This window comes from Candidatus Manganitrophaceae bacterium, from assembly GCA_016200325.1.
Classification (GTDB): domain Bacteria; phylum Nitrospirota; class Nitrospiria; order SBBL01; family Manganitrophaceae; genus Manganitrophus.
In genome coordinates this window covers 296,454-319,639 of sequence record JACQEZ010000011.1, presented here as the reverse complement: position 1 = coordinate 319,639, position 23,186 = coordinate 296,454, and the positions used below count along the sequence as shown (strand labels likewise).

The 23,186-nt window shown below is 59.1% G+C and carries 23 protein-coding genes; 17 read left to right on the top strand and 6 right to left on the bottom strand.

What is annotated here, in order from left to right; translation table 11 throughout:
• Positions 1–3: 3 nt before the first annotated feature.
• From HY282_09410 to HY282_09390, 5 genes are all read left to right on the top strand, one after another.
• Positions 4–2,847, top strand: coding sequence for a putative Ig domain-containing protein (locus tag HY282_09410; protein ID MBI3803962.1), 2,844 nt, complete (start codon positions 4–6; stop codon positions 2,845–2,847).
• An 80-nt stretch (positions 2,848–2,927) separates the two neighbouring features.
• Entirely contained in the window at positions 2,928–3,440 is a 513-nt protein-coding gene (locus HY282_09405; GenBank protein MBI3803961.1) for a hypothetical protein, read from the top strand.
• On the top strand, positions 3,440–4,348 hold the full coding sequence (locus tag HY282_09400; GenBank protein ID MBI3803960.1) for a GPW/gp25 family protein: 909 nt from the start codon (positions 3,440–3,442) through the stop codon (positions 4,346–4,348). The genes HY282_09405 and HY282_09400 overlap by 1 nt, the downstream gene beginning before the upstream one ends.
• Before the next feature lie 14 nt (positions 4,349–4,362).
• Positions 4,363–5,016, top strand: coding sequence for a hypothetical protein (locus HY282_09395; protein MBI3803959.1), 654 nt, complete (start codon positions 4,363–4,365; stop codon positions 5,014–5,016).
• A 3-nt stretch (positions 5,017–5,019) separates the two neighbouring features.
• Positions 5,020–5,595, top strand: a complete 576-nt coding sequence (locus tag HY282_09390; protein MBI3803958.1) for a hypothetical protein — start codon at positions 5,020–5,022, stop codon at positions 5,593–5,595.
• On the opposite strand, the gene HY282_09385 is transcribed toward HY282_09390, so the two are convergent.
• The 6 genes from HY282_09385 to HY282_09360 all read right to left on the bottom strand — a co-directional run bounded on the left by HY282_09385 (position 5,592) and on the right by HY282_09360 (position 12,183).
• Positions 5,592–6,623: a sigma-54-dependent Fis family transcriptional regulator gene (locus tag HY282_09385; protein ID MBI3803957.1), complete on the bottom strand. Its 1,032-nt coding sequence runs from the start codon at positions 6,621–6,623 to the stop codon at positions 5,592–5,594. The two genes, HY282_09390 and HY282_09385, sit on opposite strands and share 4 nt — an antisense overlap.
• A 711-nt stretch (positions 6,624–7,334) precedes the next feature.
• Positions 7,335–8,267 (bottom strand): SUMF1/EgtB/PvdO family nonheme iron enzyme, encoded by a 933-nt coding sequence (locus HY282_09380; GenBank protein MBI3803956.1) that lies wholly within the window; start codon positions 8,265–8,267, stop codon positions 7,335–7,337.
• A gap of 195 nt (positions 8,268–8,462) precedes the next feature.
• Positions 8,463–9,494 (bottom strand): LPP20 family lipoprotein, encoded by a 1,032-nt coding sequence (locus tag HY282_09375; GenBank protein ID MBI3803955.1) that lies wholly within the window; start codon positions 9,492–9,494, stop codon positions 8,463–8,465.
• A 20-nt stretch (positions 9,495–9,514) separates the two neighbouring features.
• Complete coding sequence (locus tag HY282_09370) at positions 9,515–10,846, bottom strand: hypothetical protein (protein MBI3803954.1); 1,332 nt, start codon at positions 10,844–10,846, stop codon at positions 9,515–9,517.
• An 83-nt stretch (positions 10,847–10,929) separates the two neighbouring features.
• On the bottom strand, positions 10,930–11,535 hold the full coding sequence (locus HY282_09365) for a penicillin-binding protein activator LpoB (GenBank protein MBI3803953.1): 606 nt from the start codon (positions 11,533–11,535) through the stop codon (positions 10,930–10,932).
• An 84-nt stretch (positions 11,536–11,619) separates the two neighbouring features.
• On the bottom strand, positions 11,620–12,183 hold the full coding sequence (locus tag HY282_09360; protein ID MBI3803952.1) for an LPP20 family lipoprotein: 564 nt from the start codon (positions 12,181–12,183) through the stop codon (positions 11,620–11,622).
• Between the two features lie 548 nt (positions 12,184–12,731).
• Here HY282_09360 and rho point away from each other — a divergent pair.
• The 12 genes from rho (at position 12,732) to HY282_09300 (ending at position 23,183) form a co-directional block, all read left to right on the top strand.
• Positions 12,732–13,979: a transcription termination factor Rho gene (gene rho, locus HY282_09355; GenBank protein ID MBI3803951.1), complete on the top strand. Its 1,248-nt coding sequence runs from the start codon at positions 12,732–12,734 to the stop codon at positions 13,977–13,979.
• Between the two features lie 81 nt (positions 13,980–14,060).
• The gene (rpmE, locus tag HY282_09350) at positions 14,061–14,261 is read left to right on the top strand and encodes a 50S ribosomal protein L31 (protein ID MBI3803950.1); all 201 of its coding nucleotides are present in this window, start codon (positions 14,061–14,063) and stop codon (positions 14,259–14,261) included.
• Positions 14,262–14,404: 143 nt separating this feature from the next.
• Positions 14,405–15,472 (top strand): peptide chain release factor 1, encoded by a 1,068-nt coding sequence (gene prfA, locus HY282_09345; protein ID MBI3803949.1) that lies wholly within the window; start codon positions 14,405–14,407, stop codon positions 15,470–15,472.
• 52 nt (positions 15,473–15,524) lie between these two features.
• The gene (gene prmC / locus HY282_09340) at positions 15,525–16,436 is read left to right on the top strand and encodes a peptide chain release factor N(5)-glutamine methyltransferase (GenBank protein ID MBI3803948.1); all 912 of its coding nucleotides are present in this window, start codon (positions 15,525–15,527) and stop codon (positions 16,434–16,436) included.
• On the top strand, positions 16,429–17,685 hold the full coding sequence (gene murA / locus HY282_09335) for a UDP-N-acetylglucosamine 1-carboxyvinyltransferase (protein MBI3803947.1): 1,257 nt from the start codon (positions 16,429–16,431) through the stop codon (positions 17,683–17,685). Before prmC ends, murA begins: the two co-directional genes overlap by 8 nt.
• A gap of 71 nt (positions 17,686–17,756) precedes the next feature.
• Positions 17,757–18,428 (top strand): ATP phosphoribosyltransferase, encoded by a 672-nt coding sequence (locus HY282_09330; GenBank protein MBI3803946.1) that lies wholly within the window; start codon positions 17,757–17,759, stop codon positions 18,426–18,428.
• A gap of 16 nt (positions 18,429–18,444) precedes the next feature.
• Positions 18,445–19,749, top strand: coding sequence for a histidinol dehydrogenase (gene hisD, locus HY282_09325; GenBank protein MBI3803945.1), 1,305 nt, complete (start codon positions 18,445–18,447; stop codon positions 19,747–19,749).
• Positions 19,742–20,326 carry an imidazoleglycerol-phosphate dehydratase HisB gene (gene hisB, locus HY282_09320; protein ID MBI3803944.1) on the top strand — a complete coding sequence of 195 codons (585 nt, stop codon included), beginning with the start codon at positions 19,742–19,744 and terminating at the stop codon, positions 20,324–20,326. Before hisD ends, hisB begins: the two co-directional genes overlap by 8 nt.
• Positions 20,327–20,347: 21 nt before the next feature.
• Positions 20,348–20,959, top strand: a complete 612-nt coding sequence (hisH, locus tag HY282_09315) for an imidazole glycerol phosphate synthase subunit HisH (GenBank protein ID MBI3803943.1) — start codon at positions 20,348–20,350, stop codon at positions 20,957–20,959.
• A 9-nt stretch (positions 20,960–20,968) separates the two neighbouring features.
• Positions 20,969–21,694: a 1-(5-phosphoribosyl)-5-[(5-phosphoribosylamino)methylideneamino]imidazole-4-carboxamide isomerase gene (gene hisA, locus HY282_09310; GenBank protein MBI3803942.1), complete on the top strand. Its 726-nt coding sequence runs from the start codon at positions 20,969–20,971 to the stop codon at positions 21,692–21,694.
• Positions 21,694–22,479 carry an imidazole glycerol phosphate synthase subunit HisF gene (gene hisF / locus HY282_09305; GenBank protein MBI3803941.1) on the top strand — a complete coding sequence of 262 codons (786 nt, stop codon included), beginning with the start codon at positions 21,694–21,696 and terminating at the stop codon, positions 22,477–22,479. Before hisA ends, hisF begins: the two co-directional genes overlap by 1 nt.
• Complete coding sequence (locus HY282_09300) at positions 22,476–23,183, top strand: bifunctional phosphoribosyl-AMP cyclohydrolase/phosphoribosyl-ATP diphosphatase HisIE (protein ID MBI3803940.1); 708 nt, start codon at positions 22,476–22,478, stop codon at positions 23,181–23,183. The genes hisF and HY282_09300 overlap by 4 nt, the downstream gene beginning before the upstream one ends.
• The last annotated feature ends 3 nt before the right edge of the window (positions 23,184–23,186 follow it).

Genomic DNA, 23,186 nt, shown 5'->3' with positions numbered 1-23,186 from the left:
CGCATGACCCAATCGATTTCGCGCGACAGTTTCAATGAGCTCAAAAATTATCTGGGAGTCTATCTTCAGCAGGGGCGGGTGATCCTCGACGCCGACTGGAACGAGAACCAAGACATCTTCGTCTCGTTCCTCCGGCGGATGAGCCGGGAGGCGCTGGGTGACGGGAGTCCCAACCGCGGGTTTGCCGTCGACCCGATTTTCCCCGTTCCGGTCGAAACGCTCGTCCAAAAGGCGACCCCGCCCGGCGGCGGCAACTTCGATCTGTCGCAGTGCGCCGGCGAGGTCTGCAGCGCGATCATGGTCGAAGCGATCCGTCTGATCTTCAGCATGATCTTCGGCCCGCTCCTCTTCTTTCTGAACTTCCCGGGGAAGAAGTTCGATGACATGGAGTCGCTCGAGGGGTTTATCCTCTCCTCGCCCCAGGGAACGTTGCGGATCGGGAAAGACGGTCCTTATGAGGGAAAAGGGTTTTTGCGGCTCTCCGGCCATGCCGGCACGGTCACGATCACGAAGAGCTTTATCAATCTCAGAGACCTGTCCTCCGACGAGGTGCTCACCTTTCGTTATCGGTTGAGCCAGCAGTCGGCCGGGATCATCCGGTTCTTTCTCGAAGACGATGACGGCAATCGCACCGTCTGGCTCACCCAGAACACCGGGGCGGCCAAAGAGGTCTGGGTCGCCGGATTTGCCGCGCCGCTCGATGTCCGTTTTCATATCACCACCGACGCCCTTCCGGACGCCGGGCTGAATCAGAATTATAATACCGGAACGATCTTCAGCTTCGGCGGGGCGACCCCGATCACCTGGTCGCTCTCCGCCGGCGCGCTCCCGGCCGGGTTGACGCTGGCGGCGGCCGGCACCGGAGACAATTCAAAGAGCGCCAAGATCAGCGGCACCCCGACGTCGGCGGGGAGTTTCGACTTCACCGTCCAGGCAGTCGACAACAACGGGGTGGCGACGACCCAGTCGTTCACGCTGAAGGTCCTCGACCCCCCTCCACCTCCTTCTTCCCTCCCCTCTTTTAATCCGGCCGATCTGCTGGCGGCGATGATCAAGTTTGAGCTTCCGACCGGGACGCCGGCCGATCTGACGCGGATCCGAAAGTATGGGTTCGAGGTTTATCAAGATACGACAACCCCGCTGGTCTGGGACTTCGATGATCTCCGGATCGCCAGCGAGAACCTGTTGGAGACGATCGGGGTGAACAACTTCATCATCCGCGGGTCGGAATTTTCCGAATTTTTAGGGCTCTTCTCCCTCTTCGGGATGTTCGGCCAGCTGAACCAGGGGGGCGGTGGCGGAGGAGGGGGCGGGGGTGGCAGTGGCGACGACGGGCTGCAGAACCTACTGGAGTTGATGAATACCCAGTTCGAGTTTACCCATCCGAGCATCGAGAATGCCGGCCGAATGTATGTGGCGGGGCTCCCGTGTGTCTTGATCCGAGACACCCTCTATTCCGAGCAGGCCGACCCGAACGACCCGTCGCTGGTCCCACCTCCGCCGGGACAGATCCGGAAGGATCTGGTCTATCTCGATGTCTGGGAGGAGCCGGTGACCTATGTCGAAGATCCGGAGATCCGGGAGATCGCGCTCGGCGGGCCCGACACGACGACCCGCCTTCAGGTTAAATACCGCGTCCGGGTGAACCAAGGCGGAGGCCTTCCGGAGGGAGAGGGGATCGGGAAGGGAACCGTGGCGACGGAAGGAGTTTATACCGGGGAGGCGAATCGTCTTTATCGAATAGAGATCGACACGGCCGGGGATATCGGCACGGCCACCTTCCGTTGGTCGGAAGACAACGCTTCGACGATCCAGCGGGTGATCGCGCCGATTCCGGCGGGATCGAAGCAGGTCGTCGTCGAAGATGGATCGGCCTTTCATCCGGCCGATCTGATTTTGCTCTCCAAAGAATTCGGGAGCGAGATGCACCAGATCGAATCGGTTTTCGGAAATGTGATCAACTTAAACGGCCCGGTCGGGGGACAGCTCCTGCTCCTCCCGGCGGCCTCCAAGGTCTCCAACTTCACCAGCTTCTCGATGGAGGATCGGCCGAAGATTGCGCGGTGGAATGCATTTAAGGTGCCGATCACGCCCGACCCGGCCGATGCGACGATCTCGGAGGCGATTTCGCTCAACGACGGGGTGGCGGTTCGATTCGGCGGCAACCAGACCCGCCGGGGCGATTATTGGATCTTCAAAACCCGCTTTCTCGCCGGAGACGAAGCGTCGGGGATCAATCCGGAGACGCGGATCGAGCCGTTGAGCTTTGTCCTCGCGCACGGCAAGCGGCACGCTTATGCGCCGCTCGCCATTCTCACCCGCGACGGCGATGCCCCCGATCCGAACAAGATCATCGACCTCCAGGACAAACGCCAGCGGGCCGGAAATGCCTCCACGGTCGATAAGCCGCTCGCCGACCTCTCCGCGTTTACCGGGAAAGACACCGACCATTTTTTGGGGGGGATCGACCTGGCCCCCGCCTCCAAGGGGAGCAAGTTTTTGGTCTTCTGGTCGGGGGAGCTCTTTCTGACCGGGGCGGTGCCGGCCGATTCGCACCTGGAGCTGCGGGCCGCATTCTACAACGATGAGATGACCAATCCCGCGACCGAGCCGGACAAGGGGAAGATTCAGGACAAATCGATGAAGATTCCGCTGACGCGAAAGCAGACCAACGTCGAAATCCCGATCCAGGCGCTCTTCGTCAACAGCGACACCGGGTTCCTCTTCGTGCCGAATCAATTTGTCCCAACCTCGGTTCAGCTCTTTGCGAGGATCGACAAAGACGGATTCAGCGTCGAGCTGGTGAACATGCGGATGACGGTGTTGGAGTTGAAGAAGAGTTTCTGAAAAGTGAAGAAGTCAGAAGAAGAGCTGAATCTTTCCCTTCTGGATTCTGACTTTTATATTCTAAGGATCAAGGAGGTTCCATGCCTGGACGATATATCTTCACCCAAAAGGATCTTGAGCCGCTTCGGCCTTTTCTGGATCATCCGGTCGGTCGGCAGCTGCTCGAGGGGGTGGTGCCGATCAAGAAGACGACCGGAACGCCGCTTCATGTCGAGCTGGCGGAGGTGGCGCTCCCGATTGCAGTCCAGAGCCGCGAAACGCCGGAGGGGGTGCCGTTGAGCGAGGTCTTGAGAGCGGTCCAGGAGCGGGTGCCGGGGGTGAAGGGGTTGGCGGTCCGGCAGGGACGGGTCTCGATTACCTATGAAGAGGCGCCGTCGCGGGCCGATCGGACGAAGATCGAGCGGCTTCTCTCGAACCGAAAGTCGTTGGAGGAGTTAAAACAGGCGCCGGCGCTCCGGATGGCGTCGGCCGGTCCAGCGGCGCTGGAGCGGCTGCTGAAAAATCCGGAGACCCCCGATGCCGAATGGCTCCGGGCTTTCCGGGCGTATGCGGTTGAAAATCTCATCGGGACAAAGCGGAGAGAGAAAAAGTAGTGGCTCCTTATCTTGGCAACCTAAAGAGCAATGAGTTCCACAACCTGGCGAATGAGAAGGCGCAGTGCCAGATCGGCGAGATTCTCCATAAAAAGTCGTTCGTCCCGGACACGATGGCGCAGGCGATCGCCGAGGGGTTCGAGCCGTGCTTCTTCTGTGTCGGGACGTTCGCCGGCCTCGGCCTCGCTCCGGTCGGCTTCGCCGGTGCCGCGATCGCCTCCCCCGCCGACCTGGCCGGTGAGGATCGGGGAGAGGGGACGGCTTTTCTCTCCTGGAGCGATGCCGACGATATCGAGGCGCAGCAGATCACCTTTGATCTTTTCTCCAGCCCCGATCCGCTCGATCCGTTTCGAACCCTCCGGGCCGGAAACTTGAAAACGACCTCGGCGTTGCTCGGCGGATTCGAAGCGGGGGGACTTTACTACTTCACGGTCATCGCGAGGCAGGGAGGAAGCTACAGTCTGCCGTCTAAAATCCTCCCCCTTTCGATCGCGCCGGTTCAATCTCCGGTCGCAACCCCGCCGGGCGGAGGGGACTCCGCCATTCCGAGCGGTCTCGGATTTCCTTTTCAGATCGACGGGGGAGGCGGGGTCTCTGCGCAAGGGGGCGATCCGCTGCTGCGGGGGAAGATCCTCCAGCTTCTCCTCACCGCGCCGGGCGAGCGGGTGAACCTGCCGGAATATGGAACCCGGCTGCGCGATCTCGTCTTCGATCCCAATAATGATATCTTGGCGGCGACGACCGAGTTCATGGTCAACCGGGCGCTGCAGCGGTTCTTGGGAGAGGCGTTGCAGGTCGATCAGGTCACAGTCCGAAACGAAGTGTCGACCCTGCAGGTTGAGATCGTCTATGTCCGAAAGGCCGACTTAAGAATGGAGCGGCTGAGGATCGGGCTGCCGATTCCATAGCAATGAGGTAAAGGATGGATGAAAGGATGGCCCGGTATATCGAGCGGGCTGAGGGAAAATATTGGGGCAAGTATCGCGGGTTTGTGCAGGAGAACAACGATCCGGAGCAGTTGGGACGGCTACAGGTCAAGGTGCCGAGTCTCCTCGCGGATTCGGTCACCGGCTGGGCCTGGCCGGCGGTTCCCTATGCCGGCGCGGGAATCGGTTTTTTCTTCCTCCCGCAGGTGGGCGATCTCGTGTGGGTTGAATTCATCGAGGGAGAGTTGGACCACCCGGTCTGGACCGGCTGCAGCTGGGGGAAGCCGGGGGGGCAGAGCGAGCTTCCGCCCGAAGCGCTTCAATCCTACCCTCAGCAGCAGGTGATCAAGACCCCTTCGGGGAATGTGATCATCATCAATGACGCCTCGGGAAGCGAATCGATTACGATCCGAACGGCGGAAAAGTGTGAAATCGTGATCGATCGAAGTGGTCAAAAAATTACGATTCAAGCGGAATCGGTGATCGTTCAGGGATCGACGCAGATGCCGGAGGAGCTGGCGACGAAGACCTTCACTCAGATGATCTTCGACACCCACACCCACCCGAGCGGCGTCGGACCGACCGGTCCCCCGCTGATCCCTTCCACGACCAATCCGAAATCGATCACGCGGGTGCTTAAGGCAGAGTAGCCGATGCCGCTGAATAAGAACCTTTTGTCGGACGGTTTTAAAGATCTGTTTGAAGGGAAAGATCCTGCCGCTCCGGGGGAGACGCGCTTTCCTCCCGACCCGACCGAGGCCGGAAAGAAGTGGGCCGCCGTCTATAGGAGCTATGCGGAGGGAGCGCAGGCCGGGGTGACCCGACCGGTCGCCGCCATCCTCTCCGCCGCACAAAATATGTTGGCCATCGCCTTGGCGGCCGGTTTCTCCTCGGCCCAAGCGGCCCCGCCCCCGGCGGCGATCGCCGGGCTGGCCGTCGCGATGGACCTTGCCTTCGTCGCCTTCTGGCTGGCGCCGCCGGTCGCGCTCGCCGCGCCCCTTCCGCCGGCGCCGCCGACGATGGCGGGGATCGTCTCCCTCGCCCCGCCGGGCGTTCTCTCCATTTCGCTGATCGCCCTCTTCGCCGCCGGTCCTTCGCAAAAGAAAACGGCGGCCCAACAGGCCGACGCGATCGCAACCCTTCTCGACGGCTGGACGAAGACGGTGATGGTGATCAACACCCCGATCACCCCGCCCGGTCCTCCCCTCCCCCCGGTGCCGCTCAGCTAACGAATATTGTCGTTGACCTCTCCTAAGTGGGTAAACTGCTGCCGTGCGAGCCCATGTTTTTCCATCAACCGGCGGAAGGCCCGCCGGTCTTTGCCGGCTTCTTTCGCGGCGCGGGAGATATTTCCCCGGTGGGTCATCAGCAGCTGGGAGAGATAGGATTTCTCGAAGGTGTCGATCGTCTGCCGCTTCAGCGTTTGGAACGGAAAGTCGCGCGTTGCATCGGTCGGCGTGGGGGCCGGCAGATCAATCTCGTTGGCCTGGATCGATGGGGAGGAGGAGAGAACGATGGCGCGCTGGATCACCGCCTCCAATTCCCGGATGTTCCCCGGCCAAGGATACGCGGAGAGCTTGAGGCGCGCCCCCGCGGAGAGGGTTTTCTGCGCGCTGCCGAAACGGCGGCAATACTTTTTTAAAAAATGTTCCGCCAAAATCGGAATGTCTTCCCCCCGCTCTCGAAGCGGCGGCAGGGTGAGCGAGAGGATATGGAGGCGAAAGTAGAGATCTTCTCGAAAGCGGCCTGCTCGGACCCGCTCCGGCAGGTTCGTATTCGTCGCCGCCACGATCCGCGCGTCGGAGCGGAACACCCCCCGTCCGCCGAGCGGTCGGTACTCCCCCTCTTGCAAAAAGCGGAGGAGCTTGGCCTGTGCGATCAGGCTCAGACCGTCGATCTCGTCGAGAAAGAGGGTTCCCGATTCGGCCTCTGCAATCAGTCCGCGCTGAGGGAGCGCCGCGTCGGTATAGGCCCCCTTGGCATGACCGAAGAGCTCATTCTCTAAAAGGGTCTCCGGCAGGGCCGCGCAGTTGACCGGGATGAAGGGGCCGGCCGATCGAGGGCTTAAGTAGTGGAGGGCGCGGGCGGCGAGCTCTTTGCCGGTTCCGGTCTCGCCGGCGAGGAGGACAGTCGCCTCGCAGCGCGCCAGCCGCGGGATGAGCCGGAGGGCTTCGATGAAGGCGGCGCTCTCGCCGATAATCGCGCCGATCCCGAGGTCGATTTTCAGCCGCTCGGCGGAATGAATCGGATCGTCCATGGGGAGCCATTTCTGAATCCGGGCGGTGAGGTTATTCATCTGAAACGGGCAGAAAAGAAAATCGTCTGCGACTTGAAGGACCTTGCTGAGCAGGCGTGGATCGATCGGCTCCGGATGGCAGAAGAGCCAGAGAACCGGACTGGCGTGTCGGAGACGATGAAAGGAGTCGACCGTCTGTGCCACCGTCTCGGCTGAAGAGGTCTGAAGCAGAATTAAATGGGGCGCCTGCGCGGCAAGTTCCTCCGGAGAGGGAAGGGAGGAGCGGGAGACCCACTGAATTTTCGAGCGGGAAGGAGAGAGCGCATCGGCGCCGCCGAGGTTGGAGCAGGCCCGTTGCTGTGCGCAGCCGCCGCGACGAAGATTAATCTGCAAGAGGGTCTTCGGCATCGTGTCAATCGTATCAGGGGATCTGTCTGCCGCCTCAGGGGGTAGCGAGGCGGGGATTGGACGCCGGCTTGAACCGGCGTTCGTTATTCCGGAGGATGATCTGTCCTGACTTGGATCGCTTTCCGTCTCGTTCGAACATCCTCGGATCTGTTCACAACGGGATCAATGAGCGCGGTATCGGCCTCCGTCCCAGCACAGTAACCAATCGGAAAGGGAGGAGTCAAGGAGAATCGGTCTGCAAGATAATAAGTGGATAATAAATATATTTAGGCGACTCATCCTGCGATAGGGGCTTTCCATGAAGTGGGCCGATTCAGGAGGGAACTACGGTTGGGAAGAAGGGGGGGCGGTCCGAGTGGGGACGGTGTCCTCCGCGGCCTCCATGGCGCAGCGGAAGCCGATCGTCGCTTCTTTGCGGTAGGGGGCGACCGCGACGCGCTTGGTGGTTCGAAGGTCGTTGCCGCTATTGTCCCACGATCCCCCGCGCACCGCTTTGGCTATTCCTGAATCGGGCCCTTTGGGAAAGGTGACCTGGCCCTCTTTGTAATAAAACTCGCTGTACCAGTCATAGACCCATTCCAGCACATTGCCCGCCATATCGTAGAGGCCATAGGGGCTTCGTCCCGCCTCGAAGCTGCCGACCGGGGCGGTATAGGCGAAGCCGTCCCCCTCTCCCCGGGCGTTGGCGTAGCCTTCTGCATAATTTTCACCCCACGGCCACGGGCGGTTATCCTCTCCGCGGGCGGCATGCTCCCACTCCGCTTCGGTCGGCAGGCGCTTTCCGTTCCAGACGCAATAAGCGTCGGCGTCAAACCAGGAGACCCCGACGGCGGGGAGCTTCGGCTGAAAAAGAACGGTCGTGTCGTCGAAGAAGACCATCACCTCCTGTCGATGACGATGGGTCTCCTGAACAAAGCGTTGGTATTGGGTGTTGGTGACTTCGTAAAGATCAATGAAGTAAGGATGGAGGGTGACCTGCCGAGCCGGCTTTTCATCGAACTCACCCCGTTCTTCCCTCGATCCCATCCAAACCGTTCCCCCCGGGACAAAAACCATCTGGGCGGCATCTTTTCCGAGCGGGGCAATTCTGAGCTGATTGAATCGGGACGGGTCGGGGGCGGGGACGACGACCCGGGGGGCCTGGCGCGCTCGAGCGGCTTTCGCCTCGGAGCGAAGCGAATTGACCCGGGCGACGGAGATGACGATCAGCAAGAGGAAGACGACGCCCATTCCAAGGAGGATACTGACTTCTTTCATCGCGTTCTCTTCCCGACAAGAGGAACATGTGTGATGCGAGTGCGCTCTGTTCCTGTCCCGGTCTTTGGCCGGCAGGAGGCAGCGGAGAGTGAGAAAGCAACCTGCTTCTCACTCTATCATGGTCGCTTTCTCGATTCAACTTTGCCGGATAAGAGGCTGAATTAATCCGAAGGTGAAAGAGGTGTTGAGGGGGTTTTAATTTCCGTAGATAAAGTTGAGGAGCGTTTCTCCGACGCTCTCGGAGAGCTCCTTCTGCATCGCGCTCAGCGCCTTTCGATCCGCCTCTTTGGCGCTCAGGTGGCCTTCCCGTCCCGATCGCTGGAGGCCGCCGAAAATTTTCTGTCCCTCCTTTTGTGTCAGCGTCACATGGGCGGTCCACCGCGCGTAGTGCCAACGCGGGTCGTTTAGATCGACCGGTTCCATACCGACCTCCCCCTGGATTAGAATCTCGCCGTCGGGTGCGCCGGTCAGCCCCTTCTCGTGGAGTTTCGCAAGAAGGGCATCCCGCACCGGCGCGCCATAGGGTCCTTCGATATGAACGTCGACCCGGAAGGCGCGGCTGAGGAGCTCTCTCAGTTGCGCGTCGAGGAGGGCGGGGTTCACATTCAGCCCCTCTCCTCGGCCGGTCGGCTGGACCACCCTTAAATCGGCCTCATAAGATTCGGTCCGGCGCGCCGCCAGAATCGCCTTTCGAAGGGCGCGTGCCTGTTCCATCGGATCGGTCGCTCTCTTCGCGCGCGATTCCCACTCCCGCGCTTCCGTCTCGGCATCGAGCGACTGCTGTCGAAGCGCCGCGGCGCTCTTGGCGCGGTCCAATACCGCCAAAGCGTAATAGACCTGCGACACCGGGTCGGCCCATCGCTCGGCGATCCGAACCTGCTCCAGCACCTTGTCGGTGGAGACGACCGTTTGGTTTTGAATATCGACTCTCCGATCGACCTCCACCCCCTGGGTCTTCTCCGCCTGCTTGAAGTCTTCGCGCTCTTGGACGGTAGAGCGCACCTCGGTTCGGAAGATCCGCGCCAGCGCGGCATAGGCGCTGTCTTCGGCCTTTTGGCGGGTGTCGCCGGAGCCGACGCCGGTCAGATAGGTCGCGTCGGGATAGTGCGCGCCGGCGCCGTCGACCCAGTCGGGCTTCTCGGCTGCAAGCAAGGAGGTCGCGGAGAAGAGCAGGCAGACGATCAGCCCGGTCCGAACGGTCCGTTGAAGATGAAGAGCGCTTTCCATAAAAGCCTCCTGGTCAGAAATTAACGAAGGGTTTCGTCGATGACAACACGTCTCTTCCCTTTTTCGATGGTGACGGGAGGAAGACGACGCTCTTCGATGAGCTGTCCTTGATTTGAGTAGTAGGAGATCTGTCCGGTCCACTCACCGGGGGAGAGGGGGACCCGCGCCAGGCGGATCTTCCCCGGCAATGTCTGCCAGCTTCGTTTATCCGCCTGCTCGGTCGCGATGGAGTAGACGTCGGTCAAAAGTCCGGTCAACAGCTCGGCCCCTTCACCCCCCCGCCTTTTGGCTTCATGCCGGGCGGTCCGGGCGGCGAGGTACTTGGCGGTGGCGCGGGCGATTGCCTTTGCCGAGATCCGGCCGATCCGATCATCCAAATCTTTTTTGGCGATGGCGGTGATGTCTTCCATCAGATCGGAGCGCTGTTTGAGTACCATGTTGCCCTGTCGAAAGGTGACCTCCACAAAGCCGACGTTGGAGGGACGTGGAACGAAGCGGGGGAAGGCGACACGGACCAGGTAGACCCCGCCGTTTCCGTCCGGGACCGGCGCGTTGATGAAATTGTCTTCTTTCACCGGGGAGCGCCCCTCATAGGTGACGACCACCGCTTCTCCGGCCGTCTCGGGGTGCTCAGCGGCCAACGTGACCGACTGGGGAAAGAGGGTTTTATACTCCTCCTCTTCGGCCGAAAGATGAAGGGTCTCGGTCATCCGGAGGAGGTCGATGCCGAGCCGGGCCGGAACCGACGTTTGATAGTGCTTCTTATAATCCTGGAAAGCGTCATAGGCTTTCCGATAGGAGACAAATGCATCATTGAATTCGCCGCGCGTCTCATAAAGGATCCCGGAGAGATAACGCGCGAAGGCATCTTCTTTATAGACACTCTTCTGTGCATTGCGGTCATTTAAGACGTTTAGACGGGCGTCGACCTGTCTTGCCTCCACCAAAGCGTCGTCCCATTGATTGAGGGCGGCATAGTTCAGCGCCGAAAAGAGGTGGATCAAGACCGTTTCGAAATCCTCTCCTTCGTAGGGGAGGAGGTTGTCGTTGGTCAGCATCGCTCCGGCGTGACTCGAAATGCTCTGGGTGTAGAGCCGGTCGATTTCGTCGGCGGCCTTCGCGAAAAATTGATTGCTCTCCGCGTAGCGCCCGGCCAAATGGAGCAAGAAGCCGCGATCGAAATAATAAAGAAGGATGTTTCGATCCCCATATTGGGACCTGTTTTTCTCGACGACCGTGTCGGCGTCACCGTACCGGTGGGAGAGGAGGTGCTGCTCGACGATCTGTTGCTGATGGAGCGAGGGGCCGCACGCGGCCAAAAAGAGGAGGGAGAGGAGCAGCCCCCTTTTCACCCAGGAAAACCGAGCGGATGTTCGAAACGAAAAGAAGGGTGCCGAGGAGAGGAGCATCTGAACGTTCCAGGGGAAAGGCATGCTTAAAATTTGATACGGCTCTTCTCGATGATCTTCTTGATCTTCTTCTGCCCGAACCAGACCTTTTTGTTATTGGCCATGTCGACCATTTCAAGATCGACCTGATAAAAGACCGCCTTCGTTCCCTCGGCTTCGTCCAGGATCGTGTTGATCGTCCCGATCATCATATAATCGGCCCCCGCTTCTTTGCCGGGGCCCTTCGCCGTATCCTCCGAGGAGTTCCTTGCCTGATCAAGGCGCTCGGTTCGGATCTCTTCCCGCTCGTCCTTTCCGGCAACGAAGGAGATTCGGCCTGAATTGGTCAGCTCCCGCTGCAGATCGTTCACAAAGGTCTGGACATTGATATGCTCATGGCTTCGATTGACGACGGTTCCGACGATGACGGTCGGCTCTTTGCCCGATTTTTTCATGAAGTTATCGACCCAGGGGCGATTCAGCGAGTCCTTCACCATCTCCTCGGCAACCAGGCGAGAGTCGGTATCGTTCCAGCGGCCGGAGAGATCGGTGACTGTATCGGTGCCGACCCGGGAGACGGTCTTTCCGCCGCAAGAGACCAAGCCGGTAAAAAAGAGTGCCGTAAAGATGAGAGAGAGGGCCTTCTTGTTCATCTTCTTCCTTCCTTATGTTGCCTTATCTTGATAATAAGCGCGGTGCGATCCCTGCGAACGAGGCCTGCTTCTGTCCGAGGTCATTTACCGGTGTTTCTCTTCTTCTTTGTCGAGCGCTTCGAACGCTTTCTCCGCGTTCTTTTTAACATAATCGCGGACCTGCGCATTGAGTTCTTTGGCCTGCTGAATGTTTTCCTTGAATCGATCGAGGTCGAGTCTGGCCAAAGAATAGAGGGTGCCATCCGAGGGATCGGTCCAATGGTCGATGATAATGACGCCGGAGAGGGTGTTGGCGGAGAAGGTTTTGACCGTCTGTTCGATATTCTGCTCCTCGCTTGTTTTCTTGAAATCACCCGCGGTGGTCGAGGCGGCATAATCGCGCATCAGCGACGCGGAGTAGGTCTCGAAGACCTTGCCGATCTCCGCCCGGGCGCGGTTGTCGGCCGCCGTCTTCGCCAGCGGCTTGTTCATCACCCCGGTGATTGCGCCGACGCCATAAAAGGCCTTCTGGCCTTTGTCGAGAAAGGCGCCGTTTCCCTTTCGGACCCAGTCGGGCTCATCGGTCTTGGACGAATGCCCTGCGCAACCGACCAGCAGTAAAATCATAACAGCGATGCTCCCCTGCACGAAATATGGCCGCTGCCTCATCGTTCCCTCCTCCGTGATAACGATAAAAACTTATCCAATATACCACCCCTCCCCTAAATGTCAAATGATGAGAGTGAGTTTATGATGATACCTGGAGGGGGGAGGAATTCACTATCTTAATGAATTTTATAAAAAGATTTGACAAAGAAAACGAGGTTGACTATAATACAACTTAAGTTCTTGGTAAATTTCGTTGGGACTTCTTTCCAACTCGGCTCATCAAAACCACATCCTAAATTCAAAACTGCCGGTTTAAGCGAAAGACCGTCTCATTAGATTCGCTGGTTATCTTCCAAAATCTGCTCAGAGCATTTCATTAAATACCATAAGGCTTAAAACTAAAAAAAATTGATGGCCATAAATTAAGTGCCTACTCTTCTCGTTATCCCTTCCCCGTCTAAACTCTTATTGTGAATGACACAATCTATTTTAAAGATAAAGAGCAACCCCGGGTTAATCCTTCTGCCAACCGATGCGGACCCCTTCACTCGTTGTACAACGTATTAAACTAAAGCGTGGACTGATCAGTCCACATCAAGGAGAAAAAGATGAATCTTGCTGAGTTAAAAGAGAAAAGCATCGCGGACCTGAATGAGGTTGCCAGGGATCTGAAGATCGAGGGGGCGAGCAACCTAAGAAAACAAGAGCTTATCTTTGCGATTCTGCAAGCGCAGTCCGAAAAGAACGGCACCATCTACGGCGAAGGGGTGCTGGAAACCCTCCCGGACGGCTTCGGCTTTCTCCGATCCCCCGACTACAACTATCTTCCGGGACCGGACGACATCTACGTTTCTCCCTCGCAGATCCGACGCTTTAACCTCCGTACCGGAGACATCGTCTCGGGTCAGATCCGGCCGCCCAAAGAGAGCGAGCGCTACTTTGCTTTGTTAAAAGTCGAGAAGATCAATTATGAAGATCCGGATGTTGCCCGCGATAAGATCCTCTTCGATAACCTTACCCCGCTCTATCCGATGGAGCGGATCAAGCTCGAATATAGCCAAGAAGACTACTCTACCCGGATCATGGACCTGATCACCCCGATCGGAAAAGGACAGCGCGGATTGATCGTCGCGTCGCCCCGGACCGGTAAAACGGTGCTCTTGCAAGCGATCGCAAAGGCGATCATGAAGAACCACCCGGAGATCATCCTCATCGTTCTTCTCATCGATGAGCGTCCGGAAGAGGTGACCGATATGCAGCGGCAGGTCAAGGGAGAGGTCGTCAGCTCGACCTTCGATGAGCCGGCGCAGCGGCACGTCCAGGTCGCGGAGATGGTGTTGGAGAAGGCAAAGCGGCTCGTCGAGCACAAGCGGGATGTCGTCATCCTGCTCGATTCGATCACCCGGTTGGCGCGCGCTTTCAACGCGGTGGTTCCCCCGAGCGGCAAGGTCCTCTCCGGCGGTCTCGACGCCAACGCGCTGCAGCGGCCGAAGCGGTTCTTCGGATCGGCAAGAAACATCGAAAACGGCGGCAGCTTGACGATCATCGCAACCGCGCTGATCGATACCGGCAGCCGGATGGACGATGTCATTTTCGAAGAGTTTAAGGGAACCGGCAACATGGAGCTTCACCTCGACCGGAAGCTGGCCGACCGCCGCATCTTCCCGTCGATCGACATGACCCTCTCCGGAACACGTAAGGAAGAGCTGCTCGTCGATAAAGAAGATCTCAATAAAATGTGGATTCTCAGGAAGGTCTTGAGTCCTCTCTCAACCATCGAATCGTTGGAATTCTTGTTTGACAAAATTAAGGGAACAAAGTCGAATAAAGAGTTCTTGGAGTCGATGAATAAATAAAGGACTTGAACGAGGGTTCGTTTTGGGTTATAATCAAACCCTTGTCCAATTTTATATATTGGAATCTAAAGGAGATTTGCCATGAAAACAGCGATTCACCCCGAATATAATGAGGTCGAGATTGCTTGCGCCTGCGGGGCGGTGCTGAAATCAAAATCGACCCGAAAAGACATCCGGCTCGATATTTGTGCGTCCTGTCATCCATTTTTCACCGGAACGCAAAAGATCGTCGATACCGAGGGCCGCGTGGAGCGGTTCAAGAAGAAATACGCGAAGAAATAGTCCCCGCTTCCTCTTCCTGAGCCTGCCTTCACCGGCAGGTTTTTTATTTTCCTCTCTCTGAACCGTTCGGCCCGGGGCTGATCCCGGTGTCATTGAACCATCTAGACTCGTGAACCGCTATGGTGCTTTCTAAAGAAGAGTTCCTGACAGACAAGCTGGAAGGGATCGTCAAAAAGTACGAAGCCCTCACGGCGCAGCTATCCGATCCGGCGATTATGTCGAATCCGACGGAACAGATCCGTCTGGCCAAAGAGCGGGCCGAATACGAGGAAACCGTCCAGCAATACGAAGCCTATCGCGCGATTCTCAAAGAGATCGCCGATACGGATGAGGTGCGTCGCGATCCTAAGGCCGATCCCGAGCTGCGCGAGATGGCCGAAGGCGAATGGCAGGCGCTCCAGAAAAAAAAAGAGGCGCAGGAATCGGTCTTAAAGACCCTCTTGGTTCCCAAAAATCCGCATGACGACCGAAATATTTTCCTGGAGATCCGGGCCGGGACCGGCGGAAACGAGGCGGGGCTTTTCGCTTCGGACCTGCTTCGGATGTATATGAAATATGCCGAAAAGCACCGGTGGAAGGCCGAGATGATGACCTCCAGTGAGACCGGCGTCGGCGGGCTGAAAGAGGTCGTTCTCGCCGTGGCCGGAAAGGGGGCCTACCGCCATTTTCAATTCGAAAGCGGCGTTCACCGGGTGCAGCGGGTTCCGGAAACCGAGGCGAGCGGGCGGATTCACACGTCAACTGTCACGGTGGCGGTGATCCCGGAAGCGGAAGAGGTCGATATCCAGGTCGATCAAAAAGATCTTCGGATCGATACCTTCTGCTCCTCCGGGCCGGGCGGCCAGAGTGTGAACACCACCTACTCGGCGGTCCGGATCACCCATATTCCGACCGGGACGGTCGTCTCTTGTCAAGACGAGCGCTCTCAGCTGAAAAATCGGACCAAGGCGATGCGGATCCTTCGCTCGCGCTTGCTTGAGATCGAGCGAGAGAAGCAGGAGCAGGAGATCGCGAAGAATCGGAAATCCCAGGTCGGGACCGGAGAGCGAAGCGAAAAGATCCGGACCTACAATTTCAAGGAAAACCGGCTGACCGATCATCGGATCAATCTCTCCTTCTATCAACTGGACCAGATTCTCCAAGGAGAGGTCGATTCGGTCATCAATGCGTTGATCACCGACGACGAAGAGAAGAGACTGGCGGAGTCGTAAGCGCGCGGCGCCGCCGTTTGTTGAGACCTCCCCTTCAACCGCGTGACAGAAAATGCCGATTGTCAGGACAAAAGAGGTGACCGCCGCCGCACTCCTTCTGGAAGCGAGGACCGTCCTTGATCGCGCCGGGGTGCCGGCGCCGCAATTGGAGGCGGAGCTCCTCCTCGCCGGGTCGCTCGGCTGCCGTCGGATCGATCTCTACCTTGAACCGAATCGGTCCATCGAGCCCGATCAGGCGCACGTTTTCCGCGCGCGAATCACCCGCCGGAGCCGACGCGAGCCGCTTCAATACATTACCGGTGAGGTCGAATTCGACGGCTTAACCCTCGCCATCCGTCCGGGGGTCTTTATCCCCCGGCCCGAGACCGAGCTGATCGTCGAGGAAGCGCAACGGATCGCTCCGGCTCCTTCGCGGATTCTCGATCTCTGCACCGGCAGCGGCGCCCTGGCCGTCGCCCTCGCAAAACGCTTTCCCCATACCAAGGTGGTCGCAACCGATCTGAATGAAACGGCGCTGCAAACCGCCTCGCAAAACGCCGCGCGCCATCAATCTCTTTCACGAATCACGTTTCTCCAAGGCGATCTCTTCGCGCCGCTGGAGGCCGATCAAGAGCGCTTTGATCTCATCGTCTGCAATCCCCCTTATATTTCTGAACGGGATCGGCCGACCCTGCCGCCCGAAGTGCGCGATTATGAGCCGGCGCTTGCCCTCTTCGCTCCGGAGGAAGGGACGGCGATTTATCGCCGGGTCCTGCGGCAAGCCTCTCTTTATCTCGCCCCCGGCGGGGTGCTTCTCTTCGAGCTCGGCGCGGGACAGTCTGCTTGGTTCCGGAGCTTCGCCGAGGCGGAGACCGATTTCATTCCAACCTTTCTGCCCGATTTTGCCAACATCGACCGGATCGCCCGGTGTATCTGTGCCGACGGTCGACCCAAACGAACCGAGATGGGTCCGCTCGATGGATAAAATCGTCATCCAGGGGGGAAGCCGCCTCAACGGAGAGATCGAGATCAGCGGCGCCAAAAACGCCGCCCTTCCGATTTTGGCCGCCACCTTGCTCTCTCCGGAGCCGCAGACCCTTCTGGGAATCCCGAAGTTGATGGATGTGGTGACGATCGAGAAGCTCCTTCGCGGAATGGGGGCGGAGATTTCCGAGGAGAAGGGGGTTCATACGATTCAGGTCCGGTCGATCGAGAGCTGTGAAGCCCCCTATGAGCTTGTCAAGACGATGCGGGCGTCGATCTTGGTCTTGGGGCCGCTGCTCGCCCGCGGCGGCGAGGCGCACGTCTCCTTGCCGGGGGGATGTGCCATCGGCGCCCGGCCGATCCAGCTCCATCTCGCCGGCCTCGAAAAGATGGGGGCCCAGATTCAGATCGAGCATGGAATGATCCATGCCAAGGCGGGAAAGCTAAAAGGGGCTCAGATTTACTTTGATGTCCCGACCGTGACCGGCACCGAGAATTTGATGATGGCCGCCACCCTGGCGGAGGGAACCACCCTTTTAGAGAATGCCGCCTGTGAGCCGGAGATCGCCGATCTGGCCCGATTTCTCAGCGCCTGCGGCGCCCGGATTCAGGGGGCCGGAACCGACCGGATCACCATCGAGGGGGTCTCCTCGTTGAGGGGCGCGTCGTACCGGGTGATGCCCGATCGGATTGAGGCGGGGACGTTTATGGTGGCCGCCGCCATCACCCGGGGAGAGCTGATCCTTCGCGGTGGACACGCAGCGGATCTCACCAGCCTGATCGACAAGCTGCGGCTTGCGGGGGTGACGATCACCGAGGAACGGGACCTCCTGCGGGTCAAAGGGGGTGAGATTCACGCGGTCGATGTGAAGACCCTTCCCTACCCCGGCTTTCCGACCGACATGCAGGCGCAGATGATGGCGTTGATGTCGATCTCCGACGGTCTTTCCGTCATCACCGAGACGATCTTCGAGAGCCGCTTCAACCATGTCGCCGAGCTGCGGCGGATGGGGGCGCAGATTCGTTTAGAAGGAAACCATGCCGTCATCAAAGGGGTCCGGAAGCTCTCGGGGGCGCCGGTGATGGCGTCGGATTTGCGGGCGAGCGCCGGGTTGATTTTAGCGGGGCTCATCGCAAAAGGAGAGACGGAGATTTTGCGGATTTATCATCTTGATCGGGGATACGAGCGAATCGAGGAGAAGCTCTCGAAGGTCGGGGCGACGATTCGGCGGGTAAAGGGGGCCGGGTGAGTGCGGCGCGTCGGCCGAACAGTCGGAATCGACCGGATCGTCCCGGTGATTCGGGTGGAAAGGCAGAAGAGATGAACAGGCCGCTCCTAACCATCGCATTGTCGAAAGGGCGACTCCTCAAACCGAGCATCGAATTTCTCAAACGGCTCGGCCTCTCCTCGTCGGAGCTCTCGGAAGAGAGCCGCCGGCTGACCTTTGATATCCCCGAAAAAAAGGTGAAGGTGATCCTGGTTCGGGCGACCGATGTTCCGACCTATGTCGAATATGGCGCGGCCGATGTCGGGATTGTCGGAAAAGACCTCCTCCTGGAGCAGATGTGCGACGTCTATGAGCCGATCGATCTCGAATACGGCTTCTGCCGGATCGTCCTCGCCGCGCCGAGCGGCAATGGGTCGCGCGGCGCGCGGAGCAACGGCCACTCCAAGCTCCGGGTGGCGACGAAGTATGCGAACATCACCGAGCGCTATTTTTTGGAGAAAGGAATCCCGATCGAGATTATCAAGCTCTACGGCTCGATCGAGCTGGCGCCGTTGGTCGGGCTCGCCGATCAGATCGTCGACCTCACCTCCAGCGGCGAGACGCTCCGGACCCATCACCTGGGCGTCGTCGATGAGATCGCCCTCTGCACGGCCCGGCTCATCGTCAACCGGGCGAGCCTCAAATTAAAATACCCGGCCATTCAAAAATTGTTCGACGCAATCAAGAAAGAACTCAAGAAGCCTGCGGCGAAAAGCCGCGGATAAGGAGGACGGTCTGGCCATGCTCGCAATGATGAAAACGGTTCACGTGGACGATCGACGGTTTCAGACGCTTTATCGGAAAGTATTGAATCGCCTCGATCTCGGAGCGGACTCGATCGAGAAGACGGTCCGAAAGATTCTCAACGAGGTGCGGGAAAAGGGAGACCGCGCGGTTCTCCGGTATACCGAAAAGTTCGACCGGCTCCGGCTGAGCGCTTCCGAGCTCCGCGTCGACGGAGATCAGCTTCGGCGAGCCTATGAAAAGGCCGACCCGGCGGTGGTGGAGAGCCTTAAATATGCCGCCGATCGGATCACCGCCTTTCATGAGAAGCAGAAGAAAGAGGGGTTCACCCTTCAAAACGACGGGATCTACCTTGCCCAGCGGGTCCATCCGATCGAACGGGTAGGGCTTTACGTCCCCGGCGGAAAGGCGGCCTATCCCTCCTCGGTGCTGATGAACGCGATTCCCGCCCGGGTGGCCGGGGTGCCCCGCTTGGTGATCTGCTCCCCCTCTCCGGAAGGGGCGATCAACCCCTATCTATTGATCGCCGCCGACATCGCCGGCGTCAGCGAGATCTATCGGATCGGCGGGGTCCAGGCGGTCGGCGCCCTGGCGTACGGCACCGAAACGATACCGAAGGTCGATAAGATCGTCGGGCCGGGGAATCAGTATGTCGCCGCCGCCAAGCGGCTGGTTTATGGACTGGTCGATATCGACATGATCGCCGGACCGAGCGAGCTGCTGATTATCGCCGACGACCGGGCGAACCCGACCTATGTCGCCTCCGACCTCCTCTCCCAGGCGGAGCATGACGAAGAGGCGGTGGTGATCTTTGTGGCGACCTCCCAAAAGCTGGTCGCCAAAGTCGAAAAAGAGATGAAAGCGCAACTCGCCCGGCTCCCTCGGAAAAAGATCGCGACGATGTCATTGCGGCAGCATGGGGTGACTTTCATCGTTCCCGATCTCAAGCAGGCGATCGCGCTCTCCAATGAGATCGCGCCGGAGCATCTGTCCCTCTTCGTCTCCGAGCCGTTCGCTTATCTCGATCAAATTGTCCATGCCGGATCGGTTTTCCTCGGCGAGCAGACGCCGCAGGCGTTGGGCGATTACATCGCCGGACCGAATCATGTCTTGCCGACCGGGGGGACGGCGCGGTTCTTCTCGCCGCTCTGTGTCGACGATTTCGTCAGACGGAGCAGCGTCATCTCCTACAGCCGGGAGGCGCTGGAGCGAAGCGGCGAACATCTGGTCCGCATCGCGGAGGTCGAAGGCTTAGAAGCCCATGCCAACATGGTCCGGGTCAGGGTGAAAAAAAATGCGTAACGGTGTTGTGACACGGGAAACGAAAGAGACGGCGATTACCCTTCAGGTCGACCTCGACGGATCGGGAAAGTATCAGGTCGAGACCCCCTTTCCCTTTCTAAATCACATGCTCTCGGCCTTTGCGAAGCATGGCTATTTCGATCTGACCGTCAAGGCGAAGGGAGATGTCGAGATCGACGACCATCATACGGTGGAAGACATCGGGATCGTTCTCGGCGAGGCGCTGGCCAAGGCCTGGGGGGAGAAGCGGGGGATTCGGCGGTTCGGTCATGCCGCCATCCCGCTCGATGAGGCGCTTGCGGAGGTGACGGTGGATCTCTCGGGCCGTCCTTATCTCGTTTATCATGTGCAGATGCCGAAGAAGAAGATTAAGGAATTCGATACCGATCTGATCGAACACTTCTTTCGTTCGGTCGTCGACCAATGTCGGATCAACCTCCATGTGAACCTCCAATACGGCAAGGATCCACACCATATTTTGGAGGCGATCTTTAAAGGATTTGGCCGCGCGCTCGATCAAGCGACCCAGATCGATCCGAGGTTAAAGGGGGTTGCCTCGACGAAGGGAAAATTGTAAGGAACGGAGGTTCCTTCAACGCTGATGAAAATCGTTATTGTTGACTATGGATCGGGGAACCTTCGAAGCGTTCAGAAGGGATTCGAGCGGGCCGGATATGCCGCCGAGATCACGCGCGACCCGAAGAGGGTTGCCGACGCCAGCCATCTGGTGGTCCCCGGCGTCGGCGCCTTTCCGGAGTGTATGAAGAACCTCGAGGCCCTTCGCCTCCTCGATCCGATTGCCAAATCGATCCGAACGGGAAAGCCGTATCTTGGGATCTGTCTTGGCCTTCAAATCCTTTTCACGGAGGGGATGGAGTTCGGGCCGCACCCCGGCCTCGACCTCATTCCCGGTCGGGTGGTTCGCTTTCCGGAGGGGGCGCTGAAGGTGCCGCATATGGGATGGAACCAACTCCGGATCGAGAAGAAAACGCCGATCCTGGAGGGCATTCCGGACCAGTCTTATTTTTATTTCGTCCACTCCTATTATGCCGTTCCAAAAGACGAAGAGGCCGTTGCGACGACCACCGAGTATGGGGTTCGGTTCGCCTCGGCGATCGCCCGCGACAACCTCTTTGCCTGCCAGTTTCACCCGGAGAAGAGCCAGGAGCGGGGACGAACCCTTCTGGCGAATTTTGCTAAGTTGAAGTGAGGGACGCGGATGATTTTAATTCCGGCGATTGACATCAAAGGGGGGCGCTGCGTTCGCCTCACGCAGGGAGCGATGGATTCCGAGACGGTCTACTCGGAAGATCCGGCGGAGATGGCCCGGCAGTGGGAGGCGCAAGGGGCCGAGCGCCTTCATCTCGTCGATCTCGACGGCGCCGTCGGCGGGACGACGGTCCATTATGAATTGATCGCACAGATGATCAAAGCGGTTCAGATCCCGGTCCAGGTCGGCGGCGGCATCCGCGACCTCGAGCGGGTGGAGCGCTATCTTTCGGTCGGGGCCGCCGCAGTCATCCTGGGGACCGCCGCGCTTCAGAACGAGGCGCTGGTCAAGGAGGCAACGCGGAAATTTCCCCGCCAGATCATCGCAGGAATCGATTCGAAGCAAGGGCAGGTCGCCGTCCGGGGCTGGACCGAGATTCATCCGGAGGAGGTCGCCACCTTGGCGTATCGGATGCAGGAGGCGGGGGTCGCCGCGCTGATTTTAACCGACATCGAGAAAGACGGGATGCTCGCCGGCCCGAACATCGATCTCTTCAGAGAAATCGGAATGCAGGTCGAGATTCCGATTATCGCCTCGGGCGGGGTGACGACCCTAAAGCAGATCCAACAGCTGGCCGAGATCCCCGGGGTCGAGGGGGCGATCGTCGGGAAGGCGCTCTATACCGGGGCCCTCTCGCTGCCGAAGGCGCTGGCGATGCTTCGCGGGGAGGGGTGATGCTGGCCAAGCGGATCATCCCTTGTCTCGACGTCAAAGGGGGACGGGTCGTCAAAGGGGTCGGCTTCGTCAACTTGAAAGATGCCGGCGATCCGGTGGAGATCGCCAAGCTCTATGAAGCGCAAGGGGCCGACGAGCTCTGCTTTCTCGATATCACCGCGTCGTCGGAAGGAAGGGATATTCTGTTGGAGATCGTCCGGCGGACGGCCGAAGAGGTCTCGATGCCGCTGACCGTCGGCGGCGGCGTCCGAACGGTGGAAGATGTCCGGCGGCTGCTCGCGGCCGGCGCCGACAAGGTCTCGATCAATACCGCCGCCGTCGAAAATCCGGAGTTCGTCCGGGCCGCGGCGCTCCAGTTCGGCAGCTCCACGATCGTCGTCGCCATTGATGCGAAGCGGAACAAAAACCGGCGGGAGGACGACCCGGAAAATCCGACCTGGCAGGTGTACACCCACGGCGGCCGAAAGGAAACCGGGATCGACGTGATCACCTGGGCAAAGAAAATGGAGGGGTTCGGCGCGGGGGAGATCCTCCTCACCAGCATGGACCAGGACGGGACGACGCAGGGGTATGATCTGGAATTAACAAAAGGGGTGGCCGAGGCGGTGCATGTCCCGATCATCGCCTCCGGCGGGGTCGGAACCCTGGAGCATCTCTATCAAGGGGTCGCCGTCGGCCGGGCCGATGCGGTGCTCGCCGCCTCGATCTTTCATTACCAGACCTATTCGATCCCGCAGGCGAAGCGCTATCTGGCCGAGCGGGGGGTTTCGGTTCGAAGCGTATGAAGAAAATAATCGACCAGCTGAAATTTTCCCGGGGGCTGATTCCGGCGGTCATCGTCGACCATGCAAAGAAAGATGTGTTGATGGTCGCCTATATGAACGCGGAGGCGCTGGAAAAAACGCTCCGGTCGGGCGAAACCCATTTTTGGAGCCGCTCGCGAAAGACGCTCTGGCGAAAAGGGGAGACGTCGGGGCACATCCAGCGGGTAAAGGCGCTTTATACCGACTGCGACCAAGACACCCTTTTGATTGAGGTCGAGCAGGTCGGCGTCGCCTGTCATACCGGGAGCCGCTCCTGTTTTTTCGAGAAGATCGATGCAAATGGCTGCCCGTCGCATTCGGCCCCGGCCCAGCCGGCGCTTCCGATGCTCGAAGCGCTCTACCAGATGATCTCGGAACGGAAGAAGCATCCTTCTCCCCATTCGTATACGAGCCTTCTGCTTCAGGGGGGGATCGATTCGATCCTGAAAAAAGTGGGGGAGGAGGCGGGCGAGTTCATTATCAGCGCCAAAAACGAGGATCGGAAAGAGGTCATCCATGAGACAGCCGACCTCTTCTACCACCTTTTGGTCGCTCTGAATCAGCAGGGGATTCCTCTAAAGGCAATCGATGAGGAGTTGCAGCGCCGGACCGCTCAATCGGGACTGGCCGAGAAAAAATCGCGCGAGAAAAAATCGCGAACGAAAAAACCTGCCGCGAAACGCTAAGGA